This window comes from Arthrobacter sp. NPDC058127 (assembly GCF_042884555.1).
Classification (GTDB): Bacteria; Actinomycetota; Actinomycetes; order Actinomycetales; family Micrococcaceae; genus Arthrobacter.
On sequence record NZ_JBHVTT010000001.1, the window covers coordinates 404114 to 427121 of the forward strand.

At 64.8% G+C, this 23008-nt stretch carries 21 protein-coding genes; 12 read left to right on the forward strand and 9 right to left on the reverse strand.

Going from position 1 to position 23008, the window contains the following annotated elements; translation table 11 throughout:
* Nucleotides 1-186: 186 nt before the first annotated feature.
* The 4 genes from ACFVTG_RS01930 to ACFVTG_RS01945 all read left to right on the forward strand — a co-directional run bounded on the left by ACFVTG_RS01930 (nucleotide 187) and on the right by ACFVTG_RS01945 (nucleotide 3119).
* The gene (locus ACFVTG_RS01930) at nucleotides 187-978 is read left to right on the forward strand and encodes a hypothetical protein (RefSeq protein WP_390277529.1); all 792 of its coding nucleotides are present in this window, start codon (nucleotides 187-189) and stop codon (nucleotides 976-978) included.
* A gap of 156 nt (nucleotides 979-1134) precedes the next feature.
* A complete protein-coding gene (locus ACFVTG_RS01935; protein WP_284752793.1) occupies nucleotides 1135-1749 on the forward strand; it encodes a biotin transporter BioY in 615 nt (204 codons plus the stop codon).
* Nucleotides 1750-1767: 18 nt separating this feature from the next.
* Complete coding sequence (locus ACFVTG_RS01940) at nucleotides 1768-2499, forward strand: energy-coupling factor ABC transporter ATP-binding protein (protein WP_390277531.1); 732 nt, start codon at nucleotides 1768-1770, stop codon at nucleotides 2497-2499.
* Nucleotides 2496-3119 carry an energy-coupling factor transporter transmembrane component T family protein gene (locus ACFVTG_RS01945; RefSeq protein ID WP_390277533.1) on the forward strand — a complete coding sequence of 208 codons (624 nt, stop codon included), beginning with the start codon at nucleotides 2496-2498 and terminating at the stop codon, nucleotides 3117-3119. Before ACFVTG_RS01940 ends, ACFVTG_RS01945 begins: the two co-directional genes overlap by 4 nt.
* Here ACFVTG_RS01945 and ACFVTG_RS01950 read toward each other — a convergent pair.
* The 8 genes from ACFVTG_RS01950 to ACFVTG_RS01985 form a co-directional block, all read right to left on the reverse strand.
* Nucleotides 3116-4333, reverse strand: a complete 1218-nt coding sequence (locus ACFVTG_RS01950) for a thiolase family protein (RefSeq protein WP_390277535.1) — start codon at nucleotides 4331-4333, stop codon at nucleotides 3116-3118. The genes ACFVTG_RS01945 and ACFVTG_RS01950 overlap by 4 nt on opposite strands.
* The gene (locus ACFVTG_RS01955) at nucleotides 4326-5735 is read right to left on the reverse strand and encodes a class I adenylate-forming enzyme family protein (RefSeq protein ID WP_390277537.1); all 1410 of its coding nucleotides are present in this window, start codon (nucleotides 5733-5735) and stop codon (nucleotides 4326-4328) included. The genes ACFVTG_RS01950 and ACFVTG_RS01955 overlap by 8 nt, the downstream gene beginning before the upstream one ends.
* 193 nt (nucleotides 5736-5928) lie before the next feature.
* Complete coding sequence (locus ACFVTG_RS01960; RefSeq protein WP_059389266.1) at nucleotides 5929-6261, reverse strand: metal-sulfur cluster assembly factor; 333 nt, start codon at nucleotides 6259-6261, stop codon at nucleotides 5929-5931.
* Between the two features lie 14 nt (nucleotides 6262-6275).
* A complete protein-coding gene (gene sufC, locus ACFVTG_RS01965) occupies nucleotides 6276-7070 on the reverse strand; it encodes a Fe-S cluster assembly ATPase SufC (RefSeq protein WP_184735326.1) in 795 nt (264 codons plus the stop codon).
* Between the two features lie 38 nt (nucleotides 7071-7108).
* Nucleotides 7109-7465, reverse strand: coding sequence for a non-heme iron oxygenase ferredoxin subunit (locus ACFVTG_RS01970; protein WP_284752788.1), 357 nt, complete (start codon nucleotides 7463-7465; stop codon nucleotides 7109-7111).
* A gap of 26 nt (nucleotides 7466-7491) precedes the next feature.
* Nucleotides 7492-8820 carry a Fe-S cluster assembly protein SufD gene (gene sufD, locus ACFVTG_RS01975; RefSeq protein WP_284752787.1) on the reverse strand — a complete coding sequence of 443 codons (1329 nt, stop codon included), beginning with the start codon at nucleotides 8818-8820 and terminating at the stop codon, nucleotides 7492-7494.
* 2 nt (nucleotides 8821-8822) lie between these two features.
* The gene (gene sufB, locus ACFVTG_RS01980; protein WP_284752786.1) at nucleotides 8823-10298 is read right to left on the reverse strand and encodes a Fe-S cluster assembly protein SufB; all 1476 of its coding nucleotides are present in this window, start codon (nucleotides 10296-10298) and stop codon (nucleotides 8823-8825) included.
* An 11-nt stretch (nucleotides 10299-10309) separates the two neighbouring features.
* The gene (locus tag ACFVTG_RS01985; RefSeq protein WP_284752822.1) at nucleotides 10310-11077 is read right to left on the reverse strand and encodes a MarR family transcriptional regulator; all 768 of its coding nucleotides are present in this window, start codon (nucleotides 11075-11077) and stop codon (nucleotides 10310-10312) included.
* 152 nt (nucleotides 11078-11229) lie between these two features.
* Here ACFVTG_RS01985 and ACFVTG_RS01990 point away from each other — a divergent pair, with 152 nt between their 5' ends.
* From ACFVTG_RS01990 to ACFVTG_RS02000, 3 genes are read left to right on the forward strand one after another with little or no spacing between them, the layout of a single operon-like run.
* Complete coding sequence (locus ACFVTG_RS01990) at nucleotides 11230-12195, forward strand: ABC transporter ATP-binding protein (protein WP_390277540.1); 966 nt, start codon at nucleotides 11230-11232, stop codon at nucleotides 12193-12195.
* Nucleotides 12192-12968 (forward strand): ABC transporter permease, encoded by a 777-nt coding sequence (locus tag ACFVTG_RS01995; protein ID WP_284752784.1) that lies wholly within the window; start codon nucleotides 12192-12194, stop codon nucleotides 12966-12968. Before ACFVTG_RS01990 ends, ACFVTG_RS01995 begins: the two co-directional genes overlap by 4 nt.
* Nucleotides 12969-13027: 59 nt before the next feature.
* Nucleotides 13028-13972, forward strand: coding sequence for a heme A synthase (locus tag ACFVTG_RS02000; protein WP_390277542.1), 945 nt, complete (start codon nucleotides 13028-13030; stop codon nucleotides 13970-13972).
* A 223-nt stretch (nucleotides 13973-14195) separates the two neighbouring features.
* Here the strand turns inward: ACFVTG_RS02000 and ACFVTG_RS02005 are convergent, their stop codons facing one another.
* Nucleotides 14196-15158 (reverse strand): heme o synthase, encoded by a 963-nt coding sequence (locus ACFVTG_RS02005; protein WP_390277936.1) that lies wholly within the window; start codon nucleotides 15156-15158, stop codon nucleotides 14196-14198.
* Between the two features lie 413 nt (nucleotides 15159-15571).
* Between ACFVTG_RS02005 and tkt the strand changes: the two genes are divergently transcribed.
* Genes tkt through ACFVTG_RS02030 form a run of 5 tightly spaced genes read left to right on the forward strand, consistent with a single transcriptional unit; the run spans nucleotide 15572 to nucleotide 23003 of the window.
* Nucleotides 15572-17689 carry a transketolase gene (gene tkt / locus ACFVTG_RS02010; protein WP_284752820.1) on the forward strand — a complete coding sequence of 706 codons (2118 nt, stop codon included), beginning with the start codon at nucleotides 15572-15574 and terminating at the stop codon, nucleotides 17687-17689.
* A 57-nt stretch (nucleotides 17690-17746) separates the two neighbouring features.
* Nucleotides 17747-18865 (forward strand): transaldolase, encoded by a 1119-nt coding sequence (gene tal / locus ACFVTG_RS02015; protein WP_284752782.1) that lies wholly within the window; start codon nucleotides 17747-17749, stop codon nucleotides 18863-18865.
* A 5-nt stretch (nucleotides 18866-18870) separates the two neighbouring features.
* Complete coding sequence (locus tag ACFVTG_RS02020) at nucleotides 18871-20502, forward strand: glucose-6-phosphate isomerase (RefSeq protein ID WP_390277544.1); 1632 nt, start codon at nucleotides 18871-18873, stop codon at nucleotides 20500-20502.
* 15 nt (nucleotides 20503-20517) lie between these two features.
* Nucleotides 20518-22083, forward strand: coding sequence for a glucose-6-phosphate dehydrogenase (gene zwf, locus ACFVTG_RS02025; RefSeq protein WP_284752780.1), 1566 nt, complete (start codon nucleotides 20518-20520; stop codon nucleotides 22081-22083).
* A complete protein-coding gene (locus ACFVTG_RS02030; RefSeq protein WP_284752779.1) occupies nucleotides 22080-23003 on the forward strand; it encodes a glucose-6-phosphate dehydrogenase assembly protein OpcA in 924 nt (307 codons plus the stop codon). Before zwf ends, ACFVTG_RS02030 begins: the two co-directional genes overlap by 4 nt.
* The last annotated feature ends 5 nt before the right edge of the window (nucleotides 23004-23008 follow it).

Sequence of the window (23008 nt, forward strand, 5' to 3'; positions counted from 1 at the left end):
CGGAGGTCAAGGCGCGGCTGAAGTGGAGGGGCCGAACAAACGGCCTTTACGATTCTACCGCCCACCGGGTCCCACACTCGCCAGCGCCAGGGCAGGGCGCGGATGGCCCTGAAATAGTAAGCACCCTTGCTACTATTTTCGGCGCATGGTTAGGTGAAGGTAGGACGATTGCAAGGGAGGCTCTCGATGAGCAGTGCAACAGGATCCGATGGCAAACACGTCCGGGCCGACCGCGGCCAGGATGAAGTCCCATATGCCGCCGAACCACGGAGCGACCGGGTAGACGGTGTACGTGGAAACGGCCCCGGTTACGTTGACCGTGGCTACGTTGACCGTGGCTACGTTGACGAAACGAGCAGCTATCCCGTGGTTCCCGCAGCTTCCGAGCCGGGCGCGGCCACCCGTGAGACCGTCATCGCCCGCGAAAAGGAGCAGTTCGGCGGAATCAAGATTGGCTCTGCCTTCTTCGGCTGGCTGACCGCCACGGGGATGGCCGTGCTGCTGGTCGCCCTCCTTGCGGCGGCGGGGATCGCTGTCGGGCTCGCCAACAACGCGAACGTCAGTGATGCAGTGAACCTGGCATCTTCGCAGCCCGTAGGCATTGCGGGGATCATCGCGCTCCTGGTGATCCTGTTCCTCTCCTATTATTGCGGCGGCTACGTTGCCGGACGCATGGCCCGGTTCAACGGCGTCAGGCAAGGGCTCATGGTCTGGTTTTGGGCAATTATCGTCGCCGTGCTGGTGGCGTTGCTGGGCTTGCTCGCCGGACCGCGGTTCAATATCCTCGCCAACGTGAACAGCTTCCCGAGGATTCCCGTGAATGAGGGACAGCTCAGCACAACCGGCATCATCGCCGCCGTCGTGGTGGCAGCAGTGACCCTCGCCGCCGCGGTATTGGGCGGACTGGCCGGCATGCACTACCACCGGAAGGTGGACCGCGCGGGCTTCACCCCAACAGCAGAGGACGTCGAGGCGTAGCAACGGCGGCTCCGGCCCAGCTGCGCCGCTCTTTGTACCTTGGGCCCAAGGCCTTGCCATGCTGCTCGTGGAGACCCTACAAAATGCCGTGTCAGACCGCTCTGTAGTGTCGGTTCCAGGGGATTCACTCCGCCCCAGGCACAGACAGGACACACCATGAGCAGCACCGAAACCGCTTCCACGCGGGGAACCTCTCCCCGCACGCGCTGGACGTCCACGGACATCGGCCTCATCGCGGTATTCGCGGCCCTCGTGGCCGCCTCAACGCTGATTCCAGGCATTCCGGTCGGCGCCTTGGGCGTGCCGATCACCCTGCAGACCCTTACCGTCATCCTGACGGGACTCGTACTCGGCGGCGGGCGGGCTTTCGCCGCCGTCGGCCTTTACACCCTGCTCGGTTTCGCGGGACTGCCGATCTTCAGCGGCGGCCGGAGCGGGCTCGGTATCCTGGCGACGCCGTCGGCCGGCTACATCATCGCCTTTCCCTTGGCGGCGGCCGCCACCGGCTGGCTGGCAGCGATCGTGATCCGCAAGACCGTCAAGTACCGCGCCGTTTTCCTGTTTGCCGCAGCCATGATCAGCACCATCGTCCTCATCCACGGCCTCGGAGTGCTTGGCTTCATGGTCAATGGCAAGTTCGACTTCGCCAAGGCAGTCCTCGCCGACCTGCCGTACTACCCCGGGGATACCATCAAGAACGTCCTGGCGGCGATCATCGCCGTCTCGCTCCACAAGGCCTTCCCGGACATCCTGGTCCGCCGCGTCAAGTAGAGCGGGAACAATCAGTACATGAACACCATCATTCTCAGCGAAGTCTCAGTGCGCGTAGCCGTCGATGGCAGCCCGGCGCCCAAGACTTTGCTGCAGGACGTCTCGTTGGAACTCACAGAGCGACGCATCGCGGTCATCGGGGCCAACGGCTCGGGAAAGTCCACCCTGCTGCGCTTGCTCAACGGCTTGGTGGTTCCCAGCGAAGGTACCGTCAGCGTCAACGGCGCCGACAGCTTGCGGGACGTACGCCAGGTCCGCAGCCAGGTGGGCTTCGTCTTCACCGATCCCCTGTCGCAGCTGGTCATGCCTACGGGCCGGGAGGATGTTGAACTCTCCCTGCGGCGTTCCGTCAAGAACTCCAAAGAGCGCGCGGCCCGGGCGGAAGCTGTGCTGGAACGGTTCGGGCTCCTGGACCTCGCCGACCAGAGTATTTACGAGCTCTCCGGCGGAGAACGGCAGCTGCTCGCCCTCGCCGCCGTCCTCGCGGTGAACCCCGCCGTGCTGGTCCTCGACGAGCCTTCAACGCTGCTGGACCTGCGCAACCGGGAACTGCTGAGGCGAACCCTTGCAGGCCTGGAGCAACAGATCATCATGTCCACCCACGATCTCGATCTTGCCCTCGAAGCCGATCGCGCCTTGGTGGTGGATTGCGGACGGATAGTGTTCGACGGCGGAGCAGCCGACGCCGTCGAACACTACCGCGCGCTGTGCGTAGCTGAATCCCTCCAAGGCAAGGTGCAGGCGACGTGAGGGGCCGCGGGGTGCTGATCCCCAACTATGTGCGGGGCGAATCGATCGTGCACCGCACGCCGCTGTGGCTCAAGTTCCTGCTGGTTGCCGGCTGCGGCTTGGCATCGTTCCTGATCGTGGACTGGCTTGTCTCGGCGGCGGTCCTCGCAGTGAAGTGCGGACTCTTCCTGCTGAGCGGTGCCGGATTCAAACGGCTCGCCCGTTCCGTGTGGCTCGTGACGCCCATCCTCGTTGCGATCGGCGCCTTCCAATGGTGGCAGCTTGGCGGCCCCGTTGCCGCGCGGATCGTGCTCAATGTGCTTGTCTGCGTCGTCGCGGCGTCGGTGCTGACCGTCACGACTCCCGTGCAGGCATTGCTGGACGGGGTGGTTGCCCTGTCCAAGCCGTTCAAGCGTTTCGGGGCGGACCCTGAGCGCTTCGCCCTGACCATCGCCATCATGCTGCGCAGCCTTCCGTTCATTGCCGGCGCGTTCTCCGATGTCCGTGACTCAGCCCGGGCAAGGGGGCTTGAACGCAATCCCCGCGCCCTGGTGTTGCCGGTGTTCATCACCACGGTTGCCTATGCGCGGCAGACCGGCGACGCCTTGGCCGCGCGCGGCCTTGGCGACCCCGAAGACTAATCGGCCGTCAACTGCGCGTACTGGAACATCGCTGCCGTGCCCATTCCACCTGCGATGCTGATCATCGCCAGCGCCAGGCTCTCCCGGCCTGGCTGATCTTCGGCGATCCTGCGGGCTTGGGCCAGCAGCCGTGTCACCAGGACAGCCCCCGACGCACCGTACGCGTGTCCCAAGGCCAGTGCGCCACCGTCAAGATTCGCCCGTTCCGGTTCCACGCCAAGCGCGTCAAGGCAGGCGAGGGTCTGCGAAGCGAACGCCTCGTTGAATTCCATGAGGTCCAGTTTCCCCGGTTCAAGACCAAGCTCCGCGAGCAATCGCTTGGCCGCCACTGAAGCTCCGATGCCCAGCAGTTCCGGCTCAACGCCCGCAGTGTCGCAGCCCAGGACGAGCAATCCGTCCGCGGCACCAAGTTGCCGTGCCCGCTGGAGTGAAGTGATCACGACGGCGGAGGCCGCGTCAGCGTCGAAGCACGAGTTTCCGGCCGTAACAGTGCCGCCCGGCACGAATGCCGGCTGGAAGCGGCGCATGAGTCCGGCCTTGAGGGATGCCCGGGGTCCGTCATCCGCCTGCACCACGGCGCCCCCTGCTTCCACGGGCACAATTTCCGGGGCGAATGCGCCCTGGGCGGTGGCAGCGACGGCGCGCTGGTGACTCCGCAAGGCGAACTCGTCCTGTCGTTCGCGGCTCACGAAGAATTCCCGTGCCACATTTTCGGCGGCCACACCCATGTCCGGGTCCCCGAACTCGGGCGGCACAAAGGTGGCGCGGGTGTAGAAGTCCGGTTCGCCGTCGGGGTCTTGATTCCTCCTGGCACGCAGCGGAGCAGTACTGATACTCTCCACTCCCCCGGCCAGGAAGACCCCGTTACCGCCCGCGGCAACGAGCCGGGATGCCAAGGCGATGGCGTCGAGTCCGGAGCCGCATTGCCGGTCGACAGTCAGTCCGGGAACCCCCACCGGCAGTCCCGCCCGCAAAGCGGCATACCGGGCCAGGTTTCCGCCCCCGCCCACCGCATTGCCGATCACGACGTCGCTGACGTCCGAGCCGGCAACACCCGTGGCTGTCAGCAGTGCGCGCAGCACGGGAGAGAGGAGCTCCTCGGCGCGAAGCGACTTCAATTGTCCGTTGGCCCGGCAAATTGGTGTGCGCAGGGCGGAGATGATCACCGGCTGGCGCGAAGGGTCCGGCCCTGTGCCCGGCTCGCGGCTAGGCAAGGGGTTTCGCCCGCGGATCGTTGTTCTCAATCCAGTCGAGCAACATCTGGCGGCTGATCTTCCCGCGGTCCGTCACGGGCAATTCGGACAGCGTGAAATACCGCAGGGGCCGCTTGTCCCGGGCGAGCAGACCGTCCAAGCCCGTCTTCACCTGGGTTGCGGTCACGGAACCGTAGGCGGGAACGATTCCGGCGACAACTTTCTGGCCGCGGACTTCGTCCAGCATTCCAGCCGCGACGGCCGCCGAAACCCCGGGAACCGATGCCAAGGCAAGCTCCACTTCGTGGGGGTAGACGTTCCTCCCGGAGGTGATGATCATGTCGGACCGACGGCCGAGGATATGCAGGACACCGGAATCCACATAGCCCTGGTCCCCCACCGTGTACCAACCGTCAAAGCAACGTAGCGCCTGGCCGTCATCGCCCCAGAGATACCCGTTGCTGACCATGCCGGACCGGACGCAGATATTCCCGTCGGCCCCTTCGGGCCGCTCCGCGCCGTCGTCGTCCATGACCTTGAGTTCGACGCCGGGAAACGGTTGGCCGATTCCCGTGCCGCCGGCGTCGAGCGGTTCACCGGCAGCGAGCCGCGTTCCGGAAACAAAGCTGAGCTCGGACGCGCCGTAGTACTCAAAAATTGCAGCATTGGGCGCCCAACGCCTGGCCGCTTCGAGGGTACGGGCGTCGAGCTTCGAGCCTGCGCAGATGATGCTCCGCACGCCGGATGCGTCCACGCCCCCGGTCAATCCGCGCTCGCTCAACAGTCGCAGCATGGTGGGCACGAGGACCAGCCGGGTGACGCCGTCGTAACTGATCGCTGCGTGGACATCGCCGACGTCGAATGTCTCCAAAGTGTGGAAGGCCGCCCCGGCATACAGGCATTCGGACAGGGCGTACAGGTTCAAGCTCGCGGCCAGCGGTCCGGGCGCGAGCGTCCTGTCCTCCGGTGTGAGCCCGAAGAACTCGATGGAGGCGTCGAACGAGACTTGCCACGAATGCCGTGAACGGGTGAAGGCTTTGGGAACGGACGTGGTTCCGGACGTCAGTCCGATCAGGAACGTGGAGTCCGGATCGCCGTCGGCCAACTCGTCACCGTTGCCAAGCTCCCGGCTGGTGGCGGGCCCGGCTTGTCCGATCCTCTGGGCGACCTCATCGATCATGGCTTGCGGCCACAACGGGTCGAGCACGGCGCAGCGCCGTTCGCCGGCCACGGCGGCCGTGTAAGCCACCACGAAGTCAAGGGAATTGGGCTCGGCGAGTACCGTCGTCGCGGCCGTCTCCTCCAGGCGCAGGGTGGCGGCGTCCCGAAGGTCAGCCCAGTTGAGCCGTTTGCCGCCGACGACGACGGCGGTGTCGTCGGGGCGTTCATCGGCCCAGAGCTGAAGTTTGTCCAGAAAAGGCATCATCGAATTTTAGCCTGTGCGGTGGGTCCGCGGCTTACTGTGACGCCACTCGTGCGGTCGGGAGATCTAGGTACGACGACGGCCGGTCACCTTTCGCGAAAGGTGACCGGCCGTCGTCGTAACCTAAGCAGGGGCCTCCGCCGCCGAGGGTTCCCTGGCCGAAGCGAAGCGAGGCTAGGGAGGCGGTGGGGACCTAGATGTTGAAGCCGAGGGCCCGCATCTGGTCTTTGCCGTCGTCCGTGATCCGCTCGGGACCCCATGGCGGCATCCATACCCAGTTGAGGCGCCAGTCGTCCACGATGCCGTCGAGGGACTGGCCGACCTGCTCTTCGAGGACATCCGTCAGCGGACAGGCCGCCGTCGTCAACGTCATGTCGATGAGCAGAGCGCCGTCCTCCTCGGAGTACTTCAGACCGTAGAGCAGCCCAAGGTCCACCACGTTGACACCGAGTTCCGGGTCAATGACATCCTTGAGCGCCTCCTCGACGTCCTCGAGGCTGGTGCGAGCCGCGTTGATTTCGGTCATGGCGGGAGTCCTAACTAGGCCTGTGCTGCTGCGGCAGCAGCGATGGTGGCTGCGCCGGCGCCCGTGGCGTAACGGTCGTAGCCTTCTTCTTCGAGGCGGTCGGCCAATTCAGGGCCGCCCTCTTCGACAACCTGGCCATCGACAAACACGTGGACGAAGTCCGGCTTGATGTAGCGCAGGATGCGGGTGTAGTGGGTGATGAGCAAGGTACCCATGTTGCCCGTGGCGTGGGCGCGGTTGACGCCCTCGGAGACGACCTTGAGCGCGTCGACGTCCAGGCCGGAGTCGGTCTCGTCAAGCACGGCGAACTTCGGCTTGAAGAGTTCGAGCTGGAGGATCTCCACTCGCTTCTTCTCGCCGCCGGAGAAGCCCTCGTTGACGTTGCGCTGTGCGAAGTCGGCGTCGATACGCAGTTGCTGCATGGCCGCCTTGACGTCCTTGGTCCAGGTGCGGAGGGCGGGAGCTTCGCCGTCGATTGCGGTCTTGGCGGTGCGCAGGAAGTTGGTCATGGTGACGCCCGGAACCTCTACGGGGTACTGCATGGCCAGGAAGACGCCTGCGCGGGCGCGCTGGTCAACGCTCATGGCCAGCACGTCTTCGCCGTCGAGCGTGATGGTGCCGCGTGTGACGTTGTAGCGCGGGTGGCCGGCAATGGTGGACGCCAGGGTGGACTTGCCCGAACCGTTGGGGCCCATGATCGCGTGGGTCTCGCCGGTCTTGATGGTCAGGCTGACGCCCTTCAGGATCTCTTTGGTGCCCTGCTCCGTCTCGATGCTGACGTGCAGGTCCTTGATCTCAAGAGTAGACATGCTCTTCTTTCTTTCGTAAGTCTTTAGGCACTTGGCGCTCAGTAGTTCTGTACTGAGGCGCCGTTCACAACGTTGGTCACGTCCACGTAGACGTCGTCGCCGTCGAGGCTGACGGCGAAGACCGGGACGGGGTCGTAGGCAGGGAGCTGCAAGGGCTGTCCGGTGCGGAGATCGAACTGGGAACCGTGGCCCCAGCATTCGATCGCGCAGCCTTCGATTTCGCCCTCGGAGAGCGAAATGTCCGCATGCGAGCAGGTGTCGCCGATGGCGTGGATCTGACCCATCGAGTCCTTGACGATGGCTACGGGGTAGTCATCGATCAGGATGCGCAGCGCCTGCTTGACCTGGATCTCGTTGGCGTTGCATACCAGTTCGCCTTGTGGCTGATCGCTCATAGTCTGTTTTCCCTGCTTGGCTTGTATTAGTTGTCGCTCGCGGCGAGCTCACGCTCAACAGCTTCGGTCAGGCGCTCTTCGAGTGCCGGTACCTTGATCTGCTGGATGATCTCGTTGAGGAAGCCGCGGACCACCAATCGGCGGGCTACGTCTTCAGGGATGCCGCGTGCCATGAGGTAGAACAGGTGTTCGTCATCGAAGCGGCCGGTGGCGCTGGCGTGGCCGGCACCCTCGATCAGGCCCGTTTCAATTTCCAGGTTCGGCACCGAGTCGGCGCGCGCACCGTCCGTGAGGACCAGGTTGCGGTTGGCCTCGTAGGTATCGGTGCCTTCGGCTTCCTTGCGGATCAGGACGTCGCCAACCCACACCGTATGCGCGTTGCGGCCTTGCAGGGCGCCCTTGTACAGGACGTTGGACTTGCAGTTGGCCACGGCGTGGTCAACGAACAAGCGCTGCTCAAGGTGCTGTCCGGCGTCGGCGAAGTACAGGCCGAACATCTCGGCTTCAGCGCCCGGTGCAGTGAAGCGCGTGGACGGAGTCATGCGCACGACGTCGCCGCCGAGGCTGACCACGATGTGCTTGAACTTGGCGTCACGGCCCAGCTTGGCCTGCTGCGACGAGGCGTGAACGGCGTCGTCGTTCCATTCCTGGAGCGAGATGACCGTCAGGTCGGCACCGTCTTCGACGAGGATTTCGACGTTCTCGGAAACGATCGCGCTGCCCTGGTGGTCCAGGACGATCCGGGACTTGGAGAAGCGCCCTGCCACGATCACTATGTGCTGGGCGGAAGCTTCCGTGGAGGTGCCGGTCAGCAGGACGGACACTTCGCCGTCGAGCTGGAGCTCGGCGGGCACCGTGATGACGGTGGCCTCCTTGAAGTTCTCCCAAGCGTTGGCGGACACGCGGTCCTCCGGAATGGCCGCCGACCCGATGCGGGCATCGTCCCGCCCCACGGTCTCGACGACGACGCCCTCCGGGGCGGTAACGGCGACCGACGGTGCCGAACCGGAGAGGACCTCGTTGTGAAGGCCGCGAAGGCGCTTGAGCGGGGTGAAGCGCCAGTCTTCTTCCAGCCCGGTGAGGGGCTTGAAGTCGGCCAGCTTGTACGAGGTCAGTCGACCTGCGCGTGAGCTGTCCGGAATTCCAACGCCGCCGCCGTGGGAGTGGCTCTTGGCCGAGGCGCCCGCAAGCGGTCCGGCCGAAGGAGCCTGTTCCAAGGCCTTTTCCGAGGTGGAAGACGTGTTCGTGCCGGTGTTGACGGGCGAGAGGTTCTCGCCTTCTTCGGTGAAGCCGTCGATAAATGGCTGTGCCGAGGGCGCGCCGATGCGGGCCTTTTCAGTAGTGATTTCAGTCATTGCTAACCGACGGATCCTTCCATCTGCAGTTCAATCAGGCGGTTGAGTTCAAGGGCGTATTCCATAGGCAACTCACGGGCAATCGGCTCAATGAAGCCGCGCACGATCATGGCCATGGCCTCGTCCTCGGGCATACCGCGGGACATCAGATAGAAGAGCTGCTCCTCGCTGACTCGGGAAACGGTGGCCTCGTGACCCATCACCACGTCATCCTCGCGGATGTCGATGTAGGGATAGGTGTCGGAACGGGAAATGGTGTCTACCAACAAAGCGTCGCAACGCACGGTGTTGGCGGAGTGCTTGGCGCCTTCGCGGACCTGGACCAGGCCTCGGTACGCTGCACGGCCGCCGCCGCGGGCCACGGACTTGGAGATGATTGAGCTCTTGGTGTTCGGCGCGATGTGGACCATCTTCGAGCCGGTGTCCTGGTGCTGGCCTTCGCCGGCGAACGCGATCGACAGGGTCTCACCCTTGGCGTGCTCGCCGACCAGGTAGACGGCCGGATACTTCATGGTCACCTTGGAGCCGATGTTGCCATCAATCCATTCCATGGTGGCGCCTTCTTCGCAGATGGCACGCTTGGTGACCAGGTTGTACACGTTGGTCGACCAGTTCTGGATGGTCGTGTAACGGACGCGGGCGCCCTTCTTCACGATGATTTCCACCACGGCGGAGTGCAGCGAGTCCGAAGTGTAGATCGGAGCGGTGCAGCCTTCGATGTAGTGGACGTAGGAGTCCTCATCCGCGATGATCAGCGTGCGCTCGAACTGGCCCATGTTCTCGGTGTTGATGCGGAAGTAGGCCTGCAGCGGGATGTCCACGTGGACGCCCTTGGGGACATACACGAAGGAACCGCCGGACCAAACGGCCGTGTTCAACGACGCGAACTTGTTGTCGCCCACCGGAATGATGGTGCCGAAGTACTCCTGGAAGATCTCCGGGTGCTCGCGAAGCGCGGTGTCGGTGTCCAGGAAGATCACGCCCTGCTTTTCCAGGTCCTCGCGGATCTGGTGGTACACGACCTCGGACTCATACTGCGCGGCCACGCCGGACACGAGGCGGCTGCGCTCGGCTTCCGGGATGCCCAGCTTCTCGTAGGTGTTGCGGATGTCCTCGGGGAGGTCTTCCCACGTGGCAGCCTGCTTCTCGGTGGAGCGCACGAAATACTTGATGTTGTCGAAGTCGATGCCGGAGAGGTCTGCACCCCAGGTGGGCATGGGCTTGCGGTCGAAGTACTTCAAGCCCTTGAGGCGCAGGTCCAGCATCCATTCCGGCTCGTTCTTCTTCGCCGAAATGTCGCGGACTACCTCTTCGTTGAGACCACGGCGTGCGTTTGCGCCGACGTCGTTCTTGTCAGCCCATCCGTACTCGTAGTTGCCAATACCGTGCAGCTCGGGATTCTTCTCCAGAATCTCCGAGATCACAGCACCGTCAGCTAGCGCTTTCTCTGCTGTTCCTTCAGCTAATTGACCCGTCATCACGGCCTTTCTTACTGATTGTTTGATTCGACATGGGGCGTGGCCCGCAGCTTTGGAAACCCGAGGGCCTCCTTGGCGGCTGGCCTGCCGGTAGGAATGTGGGTGGTGCAGACATGTCCGCCCTGCGCGAGGGTAGAGAGCCTGCGGACATCGACGCCGACCAAACGGGAAAACAGTTCGGTCTCGGTGTCGCAAAAAACGGGAAATTCCGCGGCGAGCTGCTGGATGGGGCAATGGCCCTGGCACAGCTGGACACTTGAGAGGGAAGCGGGCAGGGGCGCCTTGGTCTCAATCGATGCAGCCGATGCAACATATCCGTCCCTGCTAAGCGCCTTCGACAGCGCCACAGCGCGGGCCGTTATGTCGGACCCTGCCCGGTCGATTTCGGGCGCATAGCGCTGTTCCATCTCGGCGAAGCGCTCTACCGCATAGTCCCTGACAGCTTCCTCGCCTGCGAGGTCCCTCAGGCGCCGCAAGGCGGAACTGGCAATGTTCAAGTAGTCATCCCCGAGCTTCGACTGCCCCCGTGAGCTGAGGACATAGCGACGGGCCGGCCGGCCTGCGCCGGCTCCTGCCTTCGCGACGCGCTTTACCTCTATGACCCCGGCACGCTGGAGGTGATCCAGATGCCGGCGGACAGCTGCGGGCGTGAAACCCAGCATGTCGCCGAGTTCAGCTGCGCTGACGGGACCGTGCTCCAACACCGCATTGAGAACGCGGTCCCGGGTACGGTCTTCCGCGTCAGCCACGCCGACGGCGGTCCCATCGGCCACAGACATGACCGCGCTGTGCCCTGCGGGCACGGAAACAGAACTCCTCATGGAATACACAACACAATCATGTCGTAATTTAGTCCGTGCATCCAGTAAGGCAAGGCTGGCCTGCGGCACCTTGCCCGCCGCACCCCTACTACTTCACGTAGAATACTTTGGTGCGATCCCCCGAATCCCCTGTCCTCACCATCGATGGACTCATCAAGGACGTTGGCCCGCTGGCTTCCCTTGACGGCAAGATGCTCCGGGTAGTCAGCGACCTGTCAATGTTCGCAGAACGCGGCCAGATCACGGCTTTGCTGGGCGCCAACGGCGCGGGCAAGACAACGACGCTCGAATGCGCGCAAGGCCTTCAAAAGCGTACCGGCGGCCGCATCGGGCTCCTCGGCGAAGACCCTGACACCGCCGGCGCGAACCTTCGTTCGCGCGTCGGCGTGATGCTGCAGGACGGCGGCCTCCCGCCGTCGGCCCGTCCCATCCCATTGCTTCGGCACATCGCAGGCATGTACCAGAACCCCCTTCCCCTGGACGGACTCGTCGAGCGCTTGGGCATCGACACCTTCAGCCGCACCGGCGTCCGCCGTTTGTCCGGAGGCCAAAAGCAGCGGCTCTCGCTCGCGGCTGCCCTGATCGGCAATCCCGAAGTCCTGTTCCTGGACGAGCCCAGCGCAGGGCTCGATCCCCAGTCCCGCCAAATCGTCTTTGAACTCATCGCCGAACTGCGGGATGCAGGCATGGGCATCATCCTCACCACGCACCTCATGGACGACGCCCAAAGGCTTGCGGACTATGTGTACATCATCGACGCCGGCCGCAACGTAGCGGAGGGCACCGTCGCCGACTTGTTGAGCCACGGCCATGAGGCCATGGACGGGGTGACCGAACGCACCCTGTTCTTCGACGCCCCGGCCGGACTCGACATTGCGGCAGCCATCGGCGATGAACTGACCATCACCGAAAGCCGCGCGGGCAGCTACGCGATCGCAGGCACGCTGACGCCGCAACATCTGGCGAAGCTCACGGCATGGTGGGCCGAGAAGGGCATCATGCCGGCGTCCCTCCGCTTGGAGGCTCGCAGCTTGGAAGACGTCTTCCTGGACATCTCCGGAAGGGACATCCGATGACCAGTGCCATCCCCGTGCGCAGCACACCCCACGCCGGACCGGCGCCCTTGATGCGCAGGATCCTGCTGCAGGGCCGCTACGAAACGTTGACTATGATCCGGAACGGCGAGCAGCTGATCCTCGCAGTGATCATGCCGTTGCTGGCCCTGGTGGGACTCACCGTCACACCCCTGCTCGATGGCTTGGGTGCCAACCGGGTGGACATCGCGACCCCGGGCGTCCTCGCTCTGTGCGCCATGTCCACGGCGTTCACCGGCCAAGGCATCGCCACCGGCTTCGACCGCCGCTACGGTGTGCTCCGCTTCCTCTCGACCACTCCCCTGGGCCGGACCGGCCTCATTGCAGGCAAGATCATCGCCGTCTTGGCCGTCCTGGTCCTCCAGGTCCTGGTGATCGGCGCCGTGGCCGCGTTGCTGGGCTGGCATCCGCGTCCCGAAGGCTGGCTTCCGGGCCTGGGCCTTCTGGTTCTCGGCGCTGCGGCCTTCACTGCGCTCGGGCTCCTGGTTGCCGGTACCGTGCGGCCGGAGGCAACCCTCGCCATCACCAACCTGCTCTGGATCTTGCTGGGCGCCCTCGGCGGAATCGTGGTCCCTGCCGAGCGTTTGCCCGAACTGGCGCAGAACGTCGTGCACTTCCTGCCCTCGGGAGCACTGGGGCAGTCTCTCAGGGACGCTTTCCTCCACGGCAACGTCTCCCTGCCCTACGTTCTTGTGCTGCTGCTGTGGACCATCGTCCCTGGCGCGGCCGCCGTCCGCTGGTTCAAATGGAACTGAGCGTCCCCTTGTGGAACCGAACCGTCAGCGTGAATTGAGTACCGAGAATTGAGAAAACTGTGAGCACGGCTTCCCGCCTCCCGAAGTCCATCCAGCAGTTGACCGCCAAGCTTCCCACGGAGGTCAACAGCACCATCCGCAGGCTGGCGATGTTGTCACTGATCGGCCAGGTGGTACTGGTGGTCACCGGCGGCGCGGTCCGGCTGACATCCTCAGGCCTCGGCTGCCCCACGTGGCCGCGCTGCACCAGCGGTTCGCTTGTGAACACGCCAGAGATGGGCATCCACGGCTTCATCGAATTCGGCAACCGCATGTTGACCTTCGCATTGGCGGCGGTCGCCGTCCTGATGCTGGTGTATTTGTGGAACCTCCGCAAGGAACGTCGCGACCTTTTCCTCCTGGCTGTGGGCCTGCTCGCGAGCATTCCGGCACAGGCCATCATCGGCGGCATTACCGTGCTGTCCAATCTGAACCCGTGGGTTGTCGGCCTGCACTTCCTGGTTTCGATGGCCCTGGTTGTCTTCTCCATGCTCCTGGTCAACCGCGCCTATGGCCGGACCGGCCGCTTCATGAAGCGGACACTGGCATCGATTCCGGGCGCCATGAGCCCCGTGATGACCGCCGTCGCGTTCTTCTCGGCAGTCGCTGTGTGCCTGGGCGTCGTGGTGACTGGCGCCGGACCCCACGCCGGCGACGCTAACGCGCCGCGCAACGATCTCGACTGGGACCTCTTCTCGCACATCCACGCAGTGCCCGCGTACCTCATCACGGCGGGAGCCGTCTTCGCCGTCTACTTCGTCCTGCGTAAGGGAATCACCGGCCTGTTCCGCACAGCTGCCCTGCTGCTGCTCGCCGTGACGGTCCTGCAGGCGGTCATTGGCTTTACCCAGTACTACAACGGCATCCCTGCCCTCCTGGTAGGCGCACACATGTTGGGTGCCGCCCTGCTCATGAGTGCCGCAACGAACGCCGCGGATGTGGCCCGGTTCAGCCCGAAAGTCTAGTTCAGACCTAAGCTCTAGCCCCCGGGCGGTTGCCCGCCTCCGCCTTAGCCAAAGGGAAGACCCTCTTTCGCATCATGCGATGTGAAAGAGGGTCTTCTGTTTTACGCCTAAAGGTGAGCGGGCGTTTGGGGAAACGGCGTCATAAGTGAGCGAGCGTCCCACGGTGACGGGGCCGTCAGCGGCCGATGATCGAGGAGCAGATGAACGGCGCGCGTAACGGGGGTCAGCCGCCGATGATCGGGGAGCCGATGAACGGGTCCACCGCAAGGGCAATGAAGAGAAGCGTCAGGTAGCTGATGGAACCGTGGAAGACCTTCATGGCTCCCTTGTTCGAGACGTCGCCGCCCTGTGCACGGTTGTAGAGGGCGTGTGATTCATACAGGAACCAGGCGCCCGCGAGGACGGCGGCGATGGTGTACACCCAACCCGCGCGGCCCACCGGCACCAAAAGCAGCGAGCACGCAACCATGGCCCACGCGTACAGGACCACCTGGACCGAAACCACCTTGGCGCCGGCGATGGCACCCAGCATGGGGACGTTGGCGTTGCGGTAGTCCTCGCCGTACCGCATGGACAGCGGCCAGTAGTGCGGAGGAGTCCACAGGAAGATCACCATGAAGAGCACGATGGCGGGCCACTCAACCGTGTTTGTCACGGCTGCCCAGGCGATCAGCACCGGGAAGCAGCCGGCAGCACCGCCCCACACGATGTTCTGTGCCGTGCGGCGCTTGAGGATCATCGTGTAGATGACAACGTAGAAAACAATCGCACCAAGGCCGAGCCAAGCCGAGAGCGGGTTGGCCCCGAACCACAGGATGGCAATCGAGGCAGCTCCAAGGATCCAAGCGAAGACGAGTGCTTCGCGGGGAGTGACTTCGCCCGTTACGAGGGGCCGCTTTTCAGTGCGGTGCATCAACTTGTCGATGTCGCGGTCGATGTAACAGTTGAAGACCCCTGCGCTGCCGGCGGCAAAGGCGCCGCCCACCAATGTGGCCAGGATCAACCCGATGGAGGGAAAACCCCGCTGCGCGAAGATCATGGTGGGCAAGGTGCTGACCAGCAGCAACTCGATCACTCGGGGTTTGGTCAGTGCCAGATACGCCTTGAACTTTCGGGACATTCCGCCCTTCCCCACAGCCGGGGAAGCATTGAGGGGCGTATCTGTTGTGCTCACGTTGGCAGTCACTCTGTTCTTTGCTGGTGTTGTCAAGGCGGGTTTCTCGCGGCGGCGGCACCTCGCTTCGGCCTCCAGATATCATACCGTGGCCTGTCCGACGCCACGGCACCCGGATTTTTCGTGTGTTTCCGAAAGTTCACCGGCACTTTGACGTCGCGGTGATTCATAAAACGGAATTTGCGTCCATTTTTTGAGATTCCCACCATTTGGGCCCGCGAACCGGGCTAAGCTGTCTGCAGATCAGCTCACGCAAGGTTTCCGAGAAAGCGTATTCTCAGATTTGCATGTCTGGATGATAGATCAACGTTTCAATGGTGAACGGCTGGTAGACACTTCGCAGCGGGCGCCATCCTGTGCCCGAGGTTTGCCATGTGCCGTCACCAGCCGTCAGCACAGAGAGGGGCTCGGTTTACGTGCCACATTTGGAAGAGCAAGAACTGACTTGGACCAGCCTGGACCAGCGCGCCGTGGACACCGTCCGCGTTTTGGCCGCTGACGCCGTCGAGAAGGTCGGCAACGGTCACCCCGGCACGGCCATGAGCCTTGCACCGGCCGCTTACCTGCTGTTCCAGAAGCTGATGCGCCACGACCCGAAGAACCCTGACTGGATCGGCCGTGACCGGTTCATCCTGTCCCCCGGGCACACATCCCTGACCCTGTACATCCAGTTGTTCCTTTCCGGCTACGGCCTGGAGCTGAAGGACCTCGAGGCCCTCCGCACCTGGGGTTCGCTGACCCCCGGCCACCCGGAATACAAGCACACCGCCGGCGTCGAGATCACCACCGGCCCGCTCGGCCAGGGCCTGGCCTCCTCGGTCGGCTTCGCCTACTCCCAGCGCCGCCAGCGCGGCCTGTTCGACGCCGACGCCCCCGCCGGCGAGAGCCCGTTCGACCACACCATCTGGGTCATCGCCTCCGACGGCGACCTCCAGGAAGGCGTCACATCCGAGGCGTCCTCGCTGGCTGGGCACCAGGAACTGGGCAACCTCGTGGTGATCTACGACGAGAACCACATCTCCATCGAAGACGACACCGACATCGCCTTCACCGAAGACGTGCTCAAGCGCTACGAGGCCTACGGCTGGCACACCCAGCGCGTGGACTGGACCAAGACCGGCGAATACGTCGAAGACGTCCAGGAACTCTACGGCGCCCTGCTCGCCGCCAAGGCCGAGACCACCAAGCCGTCCATCATCTCGCTGCGCACCATCATCGGCTACCCAGCCCCCAAGAAGCAGAACACCGGCAAGATCCACGGTTCCGCCCTCGGCGCCGAGGAAGTCGCAGCACTGAAGGAAGTCCTGGGCTTCGACCCCGAGCGTTCCTTCCAGGTTGACGAGGACGTCCTGGCACACGCCCGCGCCGTCGTCGAGCGCGGCGCATCCGCCCGCAGCGAATGGCAGGCATCCTTCGAGGCCTGGCAGACCGCCAACCCCGAGAACGCTGCGCTGCTTGAGCGCATCGAGGCCAAGAAGCTTCCGGTCGAGCTCGACGCCGCCCTGCCGGTGTTCGAAGCAGGCAAGGAAGTCTCCACCCGCGCCGCCTCCGGCAAGGTCCTGAACGCGATCGGCCCGGTCCTTCCGGAACTGTGGGGCGGCTCCGCCGACCTCGCCGAGTCCAACAACACGACCATCGAGGGTTCGCCGTCGTTCATTCCGGCCTCGCGCTCCACGGGCGCCTGGAAGGGAAACCCGTACGGCCGGGTGCTGCACTTCGGTATCCGCGAGCACGCCGCCGCGTCGATCGTGAACGGCATCTCGCTGCACGGCCGCACCCGGGCGTTCTCCGGTACCTTCCTGATCTTCAGTGACTACCAGCGTCCCGCGATCCGCCTCGGTGCCCTCATGGGTGTCCCGTCGCTGTATGTGTGGACCCACGACTCCATCGGCCTGGGCGAAGACGGCCCCACCCACCAGCCGGTGGAACAGCTGTCCACCCTGCGCGCCATCCCGGGCCTGGACGTCGTCCGTCCCGGCGACGCCAACGAGGTTGCCGCAGCATGGAAGACCATGCTGGAGAACCACGAGAACCCGGCAGGCATCGTGCTGACCCGCCAGAACATCCCGACCTACGCACGCGGCGAGGGCGTTGCCGAGGGTGACACCTTCGGCTCCACCGCCGGCGTCGCAAAGGGCGGCTACGTCCTGGCGGAGGCTTCGAAGGACGGCGCTACGGTCCCGGCCGAGGTCATCCTGATCGGCACCGGTTCCGAAGTCCAGCTCGCGGTGAACGCCCGTGAAGCGCTCCAGGCCGAAGGCATCGCCACCCGCGTTGTCTCCATGCCGTGCGTCGAGTGGTTCAACAAGCAGGACTCCGCGTACCGCGAGTCCGTGCTTCCGGCCGCCGTGAAGGCCCGCGTCTCGGTCGAGGCCGGCCTGGCACTGGGCTGGAAGGAATTCGTCGGCGACGCCGGACGCTCCATCAGCCTTGAGCACTTCGGCGCCTCGGCCGACTACAAGCGCCTCTTCAAGGAGTTCGGCATCACGGCGGAAGCAGTCGCCGCCGCCGCCAAGGACTCCCTCGCGGGTCTCGGTAGCTGAAAACGCGTCTGAGACGAATCCGACTGCAACGAACAGATTTCCAAGGAGATTAAAGAAATGACTACGACTCCCACCCAGCAGCTTTCCGACGCCGGCGTGTCCATCTGGCTTGACGACCTTTCCCGGGAACGCCTCTCCAGCGGCAGCCTGCAGAAGCTCATTGAAGAGAAGAACGTCGTTGGTGTCACCACCAACCCGTCCATCTTCCACGCCGCCATCACCGCCGGCAGCGACTACGATGCCGTGATTGCCGAAGAGGCTGCCAAGGGCGCAACCGTCGAAGAGACTGTCTTCGAGATCACCACCACCGACGTCGCCGATGCCTGCGACCTCTTCGCCCCGGTCGCGGCAGCGAGCAAGGGCGTGGACGGCCGCGTCTCCATCGAGGTGGACCCCCGCCTCGCATGGGACACCGAAGGCACCATCGCCGAGGCCAAGCACCTCTACAAGAAGGTCAACAAGGACAACGTCCACATCAAGATCCCGGCAACCCTGGAAGGCCTCGCCGCCATCACGGCAACCCTGGCCGAGGGCATCAGCGTCAACGTGACCCTGATCTTCTCCCTGGAGCGCTACCGGGCCGTCATCAACGCTTTCCAGTCCGGCCTCGAACTGGCCAAGGAAAACGGCCACGACCTCTCCAAGATCCACTCCGTGGCGTCCTTCTTCGTCTCCCGCGTGGACACCGAGATCGACAAGCGCCTCAACGCCCTCGGCACCGATGAGGCCAAGGCCCTCAAGGGCAAGGCAGGCGTTGCCAACGCCCGCCTCGCCTACCAGGTCTACGAAGAGCTGTTCTCCACCGAGCGCTGGGCGGTCCTGGCCGAAGCCGGCGCGCTCCCCCAGCGTCCGCTGTGGGCTTCCACCGGCGTCAAGGACCCGGCCTACCCGGACACCCTGTACGTGACCGAACTGGTCGCCGCCGGCGTCGTCAACACCATGCCGGAAAAGACCCTCGACGCCACGTTCGACCACGGCGTCGTCACGGGTGACACCGTCTCCGGCACCTACGAGGAAGCAAACAGCGTCCTCAACGCATTGGAGGGCCTCGGCATCTCCTACAACGACGTCGTCGCAATCCTCGAATCCGAGGGCCTGGACAAGTTCGTGGCCAGCTGGAAGGAACTTCTGGCCGACGTCGAAGGCGCCCTCGCCTCTGCACGGAAGGCTTCCTAACCCACATGAGCACTCTCAGCTACGACGCCAGCGGCGCTGCACAGCAGGCCATCGAGCAACACATACCGGCACTTGTCGAAGACCGGATTGCCACCAGGATTTTCGCTAAGGACCACACTTTGTGGGGTCCGGATGCTGAATCCGAATCCGCCATCCGTCTCGGATGGGTGGAAGCGGCAACCGTTTCCCAGCCCTTGGTTGAAGGGATCCTGGAACTCCGGGACGCCCTCCGGGCCGAAGGCGTCTCCCGCATTGTCCTGTGTGGCATGGGCGGCTCTTCGCTTGCCCCCGAGGTCATTGCCGGCACCGCTGGCGTCGAGCTGACCGTGCTGGACAGCACAGACCCCGAACAGGTCGGTGCTGCCCTCGCGGACCGCCTGGCCGAGACCGCCATCGTGGTCTCTTCCAAGTCAGGCTCCACCGTGGAAACCGACTCGCAGCGACGGGTATTCGAGCAGGCCTTCACCGAGGCCGGCATCGATGCCAAGAGCCGCATCATCATCGTGACCGATCCCGGTTCCCCGCTGGACAAGGCCTCCCGTGAAGCCGGCTACCGTGCCGTCTTCAACGCCGACCCTAACGTCGGCGGCCGCTTTTCGGCGCTGACGGCTTTCGGCTTGGTCCCCAGTGGCCTCGCCGGGGTCGACATCCAGGCGTTCCTGGACGAGGCCGAGGAAGCTGCGGAAATCCTCAACGAAGACTCAGCCGAAAACATCGGGCTCCGGCTCGGTGCCGCGCTGGGCGGAACCACCCCGCTGCGCAACAAGATCGTCATCGTCGAAGACGGTTCCGGAATCGTGGGATTTGCGGACTGGGCCGAACAGCTCATCGCCGAATCCACCGGCAAGCTCGGCACGGGCGTCCTGCCGGTAGTTGCAGGCCCTTCCGCACCCGAGGTCGGCAGCGGCGCCGAAGACGTCCTGGTGATCCGCCTCGTCGGTGCGGAATCCGACGTCGAACTCGGCGATAACGAAGCCGCCATCGCCGGTGGCCTGGCCACCCAGATGTTCGTCTGGGAGTTTGCCACCTCGGTCGCTGGGCGCCTGTTGGGCATCAACCCCTTTGACCAGCCCGACGTCGAGGCAGCCAAGATTGCCGCGCGCGGCCTGTTGGACGCGCGTCCCGAGCCGACGCCGGCGAACTTCGTCGACGGCGCGATCGAGGTCCGCGGAGGTGCGTGGCTCGGCGACGCGGCTACGGCCGCCGATGCCGTCAAGGCACTTCTCGGCGAACTCGGCACGGACGGCTACCTGAGCGTCCAGGCCTATTTCGACCGGATCGCGTTCGCTCAGCTGGAAGGCATCCGCGACGAACTCGCCGGAGTCAGCCGCCGTCCGGTCACTTTCGGCTGGGGTCCGCGCTTCCTGCACTCCACCGGACAGTTCCACAAGGGCGGACCGGCCATCGGTTCCTTCCTGCAGGTGACGGCTTCCGCGAGCGGCGACATCGCCATCCCGGAACGGCCGTTCACCTTCGGTCAGCTGATTGCGGCCCAGGCCGCCGGTGACGCCCAGGTTCTCGAGAACCACGGCCGTCCGGTCCTGCGGCTGCACCTCACGGATCGTGGAGCCGGAGTCGCCCAGCTCCAGGACATCGTCGCCGCGCTGGCCGGCCAGGCCAGCGCGCTCGAAAGCTAAGGCACAAACCCAAACATGCCAGAAACTGAAATCGGTTACAGGTCCACGGGAAAGGCAAGCCACCGCAATCCCCTCCGGGATCCTCGGGACCGGCGCCTGAACCGCATCGCAGGGCCTTCGTCATTGGTGTTCTTCGGAGTCACCGGTGACCTCGCCCGCAAGAAACTCATGCCGGCGGTCTACGACCTCGCCAACCGCGGGCTGCTGCCGCCGAGCTTCGCGCTCGTCGGCTTCGGCCGGCGGGACTGGAGCAACGAGGACTTCGCGAACGAAGTCAAGGAGAACGTCAAGGCGCACTCCCGCACCCCGTTCGACGACGCCGTCTGGAACCAGCTCTCCGAGGGCATCCGCTTCGTGCAGGGGGAGTTCGACGACGACCAGGCGTTCAAACGCCTCAGCGCCACCCTTGACGAACTGGACGAGACCCGCGGCACCCGCGGCAATCACGGTTTCTACCTGTCCATTCCGCCCAAGGCGTTCGAGCAGGTCTGCCAACAGCTCTCCAAGCACGGGCTCGCGCAGGCCGGCGACGGGCAGTGGCGCCGGGTGGTCATCGAGAAGCCCTTCGGCCACGACTTGGCGTCCGCGCGCAAGCTCAACGACATCGTGGAGTCGGTCTTCCCGCCGGACGCGGTCTTCCGCATCGACCACTACCTGGGCAAGGAGACGGTCCAGAACATCCTGGCGCTGCGCTTCGCCAACCAGCTGTTCGAGCCGCTCTGGAACGCCAACTACGTTGACCACGTCCAGATCACCATGGCCGAGGACATCGGCACCGGTGGCCGGGCAGGGTATTACGACGGCGTCGGCGCGGCACGCGACGTTATCCAGAACCACCTGCTGCAGCTGCTGGCCCTGACGGCGATGGAGGAGCCCATCTCCTTCAACGCCGATGACCTGCGTGCCGAGAAGGAAAAGGTCCTCGCAGCGGTCAGGCTCCCCGACGATCTCTCGACCCACTCCGCCCGCGGCCAGTTCGCCGGCGGCTGGCAGGGCGGCGAGCTCGTGCAGGGCTACCTGGAGGAAGAAGGCATTCCCGCCGATTCCAAGACGGAAACCTACGCGGCCATCCGCCTGGACATCAACACCCGGCGTTGGGCCGGGGCACCGTTCTACCTGAGGGCCGGCAAGCGGCTGGGCCGCCGCGTCACCGAAATCGCCGTGGTGTTCAAGCGGGCACCCAACCTGCTCTTCCGCGGCCACGGCGAGGACGACTTCGGCCAGAACGCCGTGGTCATCCGTGTCCAGCCCGACGAGGGCGCCACCATCCGCTTCGGCTCCAAGGTACCGGGAACGCAGATGGAAGTCCGCGACGTCACGATGGACTTCGGCTACGGACACTCGTTCACCGAGTCCAGCCCCGAAGCGTACGAACGCCTCATCCTGGACGTGCTGCTGGGTGAACCGCCGCTCTTCCCCCGGCACCAGGAAGTCGAGGAGTCCTGGAAGATCCTGGACCCCTTCGAAGAATACTGGGCCGGACTCGACGAACAACCCGAACCCTACGCTCCCGGCAGCTGGGGCCCGGCCTCGGCCGATGAGCTGCTTGCCCGCGACGGACGAACCTGGAGAAGGCCATGATCGTAGATCTTCCCGACACCACCACCTCCAAGATCTCCAAGAAGATCACCTCCCTGCGCGAGCAGGGAGGTGTGATCGCCCTCGGACGCGTCCTGACACTCGTGGTCGTCACCAAGTCCGGCCTCGAGGAAGAAGCCATCGAGGCCGCCAACGAGGCCAGCCGGGAGCACCCCTGCCGCATCATCGTCCTCGCGGACGCGGGAAGCGAAGCGCCCAACCGCCTCGACGCCCAGATCCGGGTGGGCGGCGACGCCGGAGCATCAGAGGTCATCGTCCTGCGCGGCTACGGTGAACTCGCCAAGGAAAGCGAATCGCTCGTCGCGGCGCTGCTGCTCCCGGACGCGCCGATCGTGGCCTGGTGGCCGCACGGAGCCCCCGAGAACGCCTGCGAGACCTCCATCGGCAGGATCGCGCACCGCCGCATCACGGACTCCGCAAACGAGCCCGACCCCGCGGCAGCGCTCGCCCGGATCCGGAAAACGTACCGGGCAGGCGACACGGACCTCGCCTGGACACGCCTGACCAACTGGCGCCTCCAGCTCGCGGCAGCCCTGGACCAGGTGGATGAATCCCCCGTCACGGCCATCGCCGTCGAGGGCGCTTCGGACTCCCCCAGCACCCTGCTGCTGGCCGCCTGGCTCACGCTGTTCCTCGACGCGCCGGTCCAGATCGTCGCCGACCCGGCAGGAACCGGCATCCGCCGGGTACGGCTGAGCCGCGCCACCGGGGACGTCCAGCTCATCCGTCCCGGCCTCACCGTTGCGGAACTGACCCAGCCGGGCCAGCCCGCCCAGCGGATTTCACTGCCGCGCCGCAGCCTCCGCGACTGCCTCGCCGAAGAGCTGCGCCGCCTTGATCCGGACGATGTCTTCGGAGAAGTGATTACTATGGGACTGCCCCGAACCAATAGCAAGGAGTGACCGTC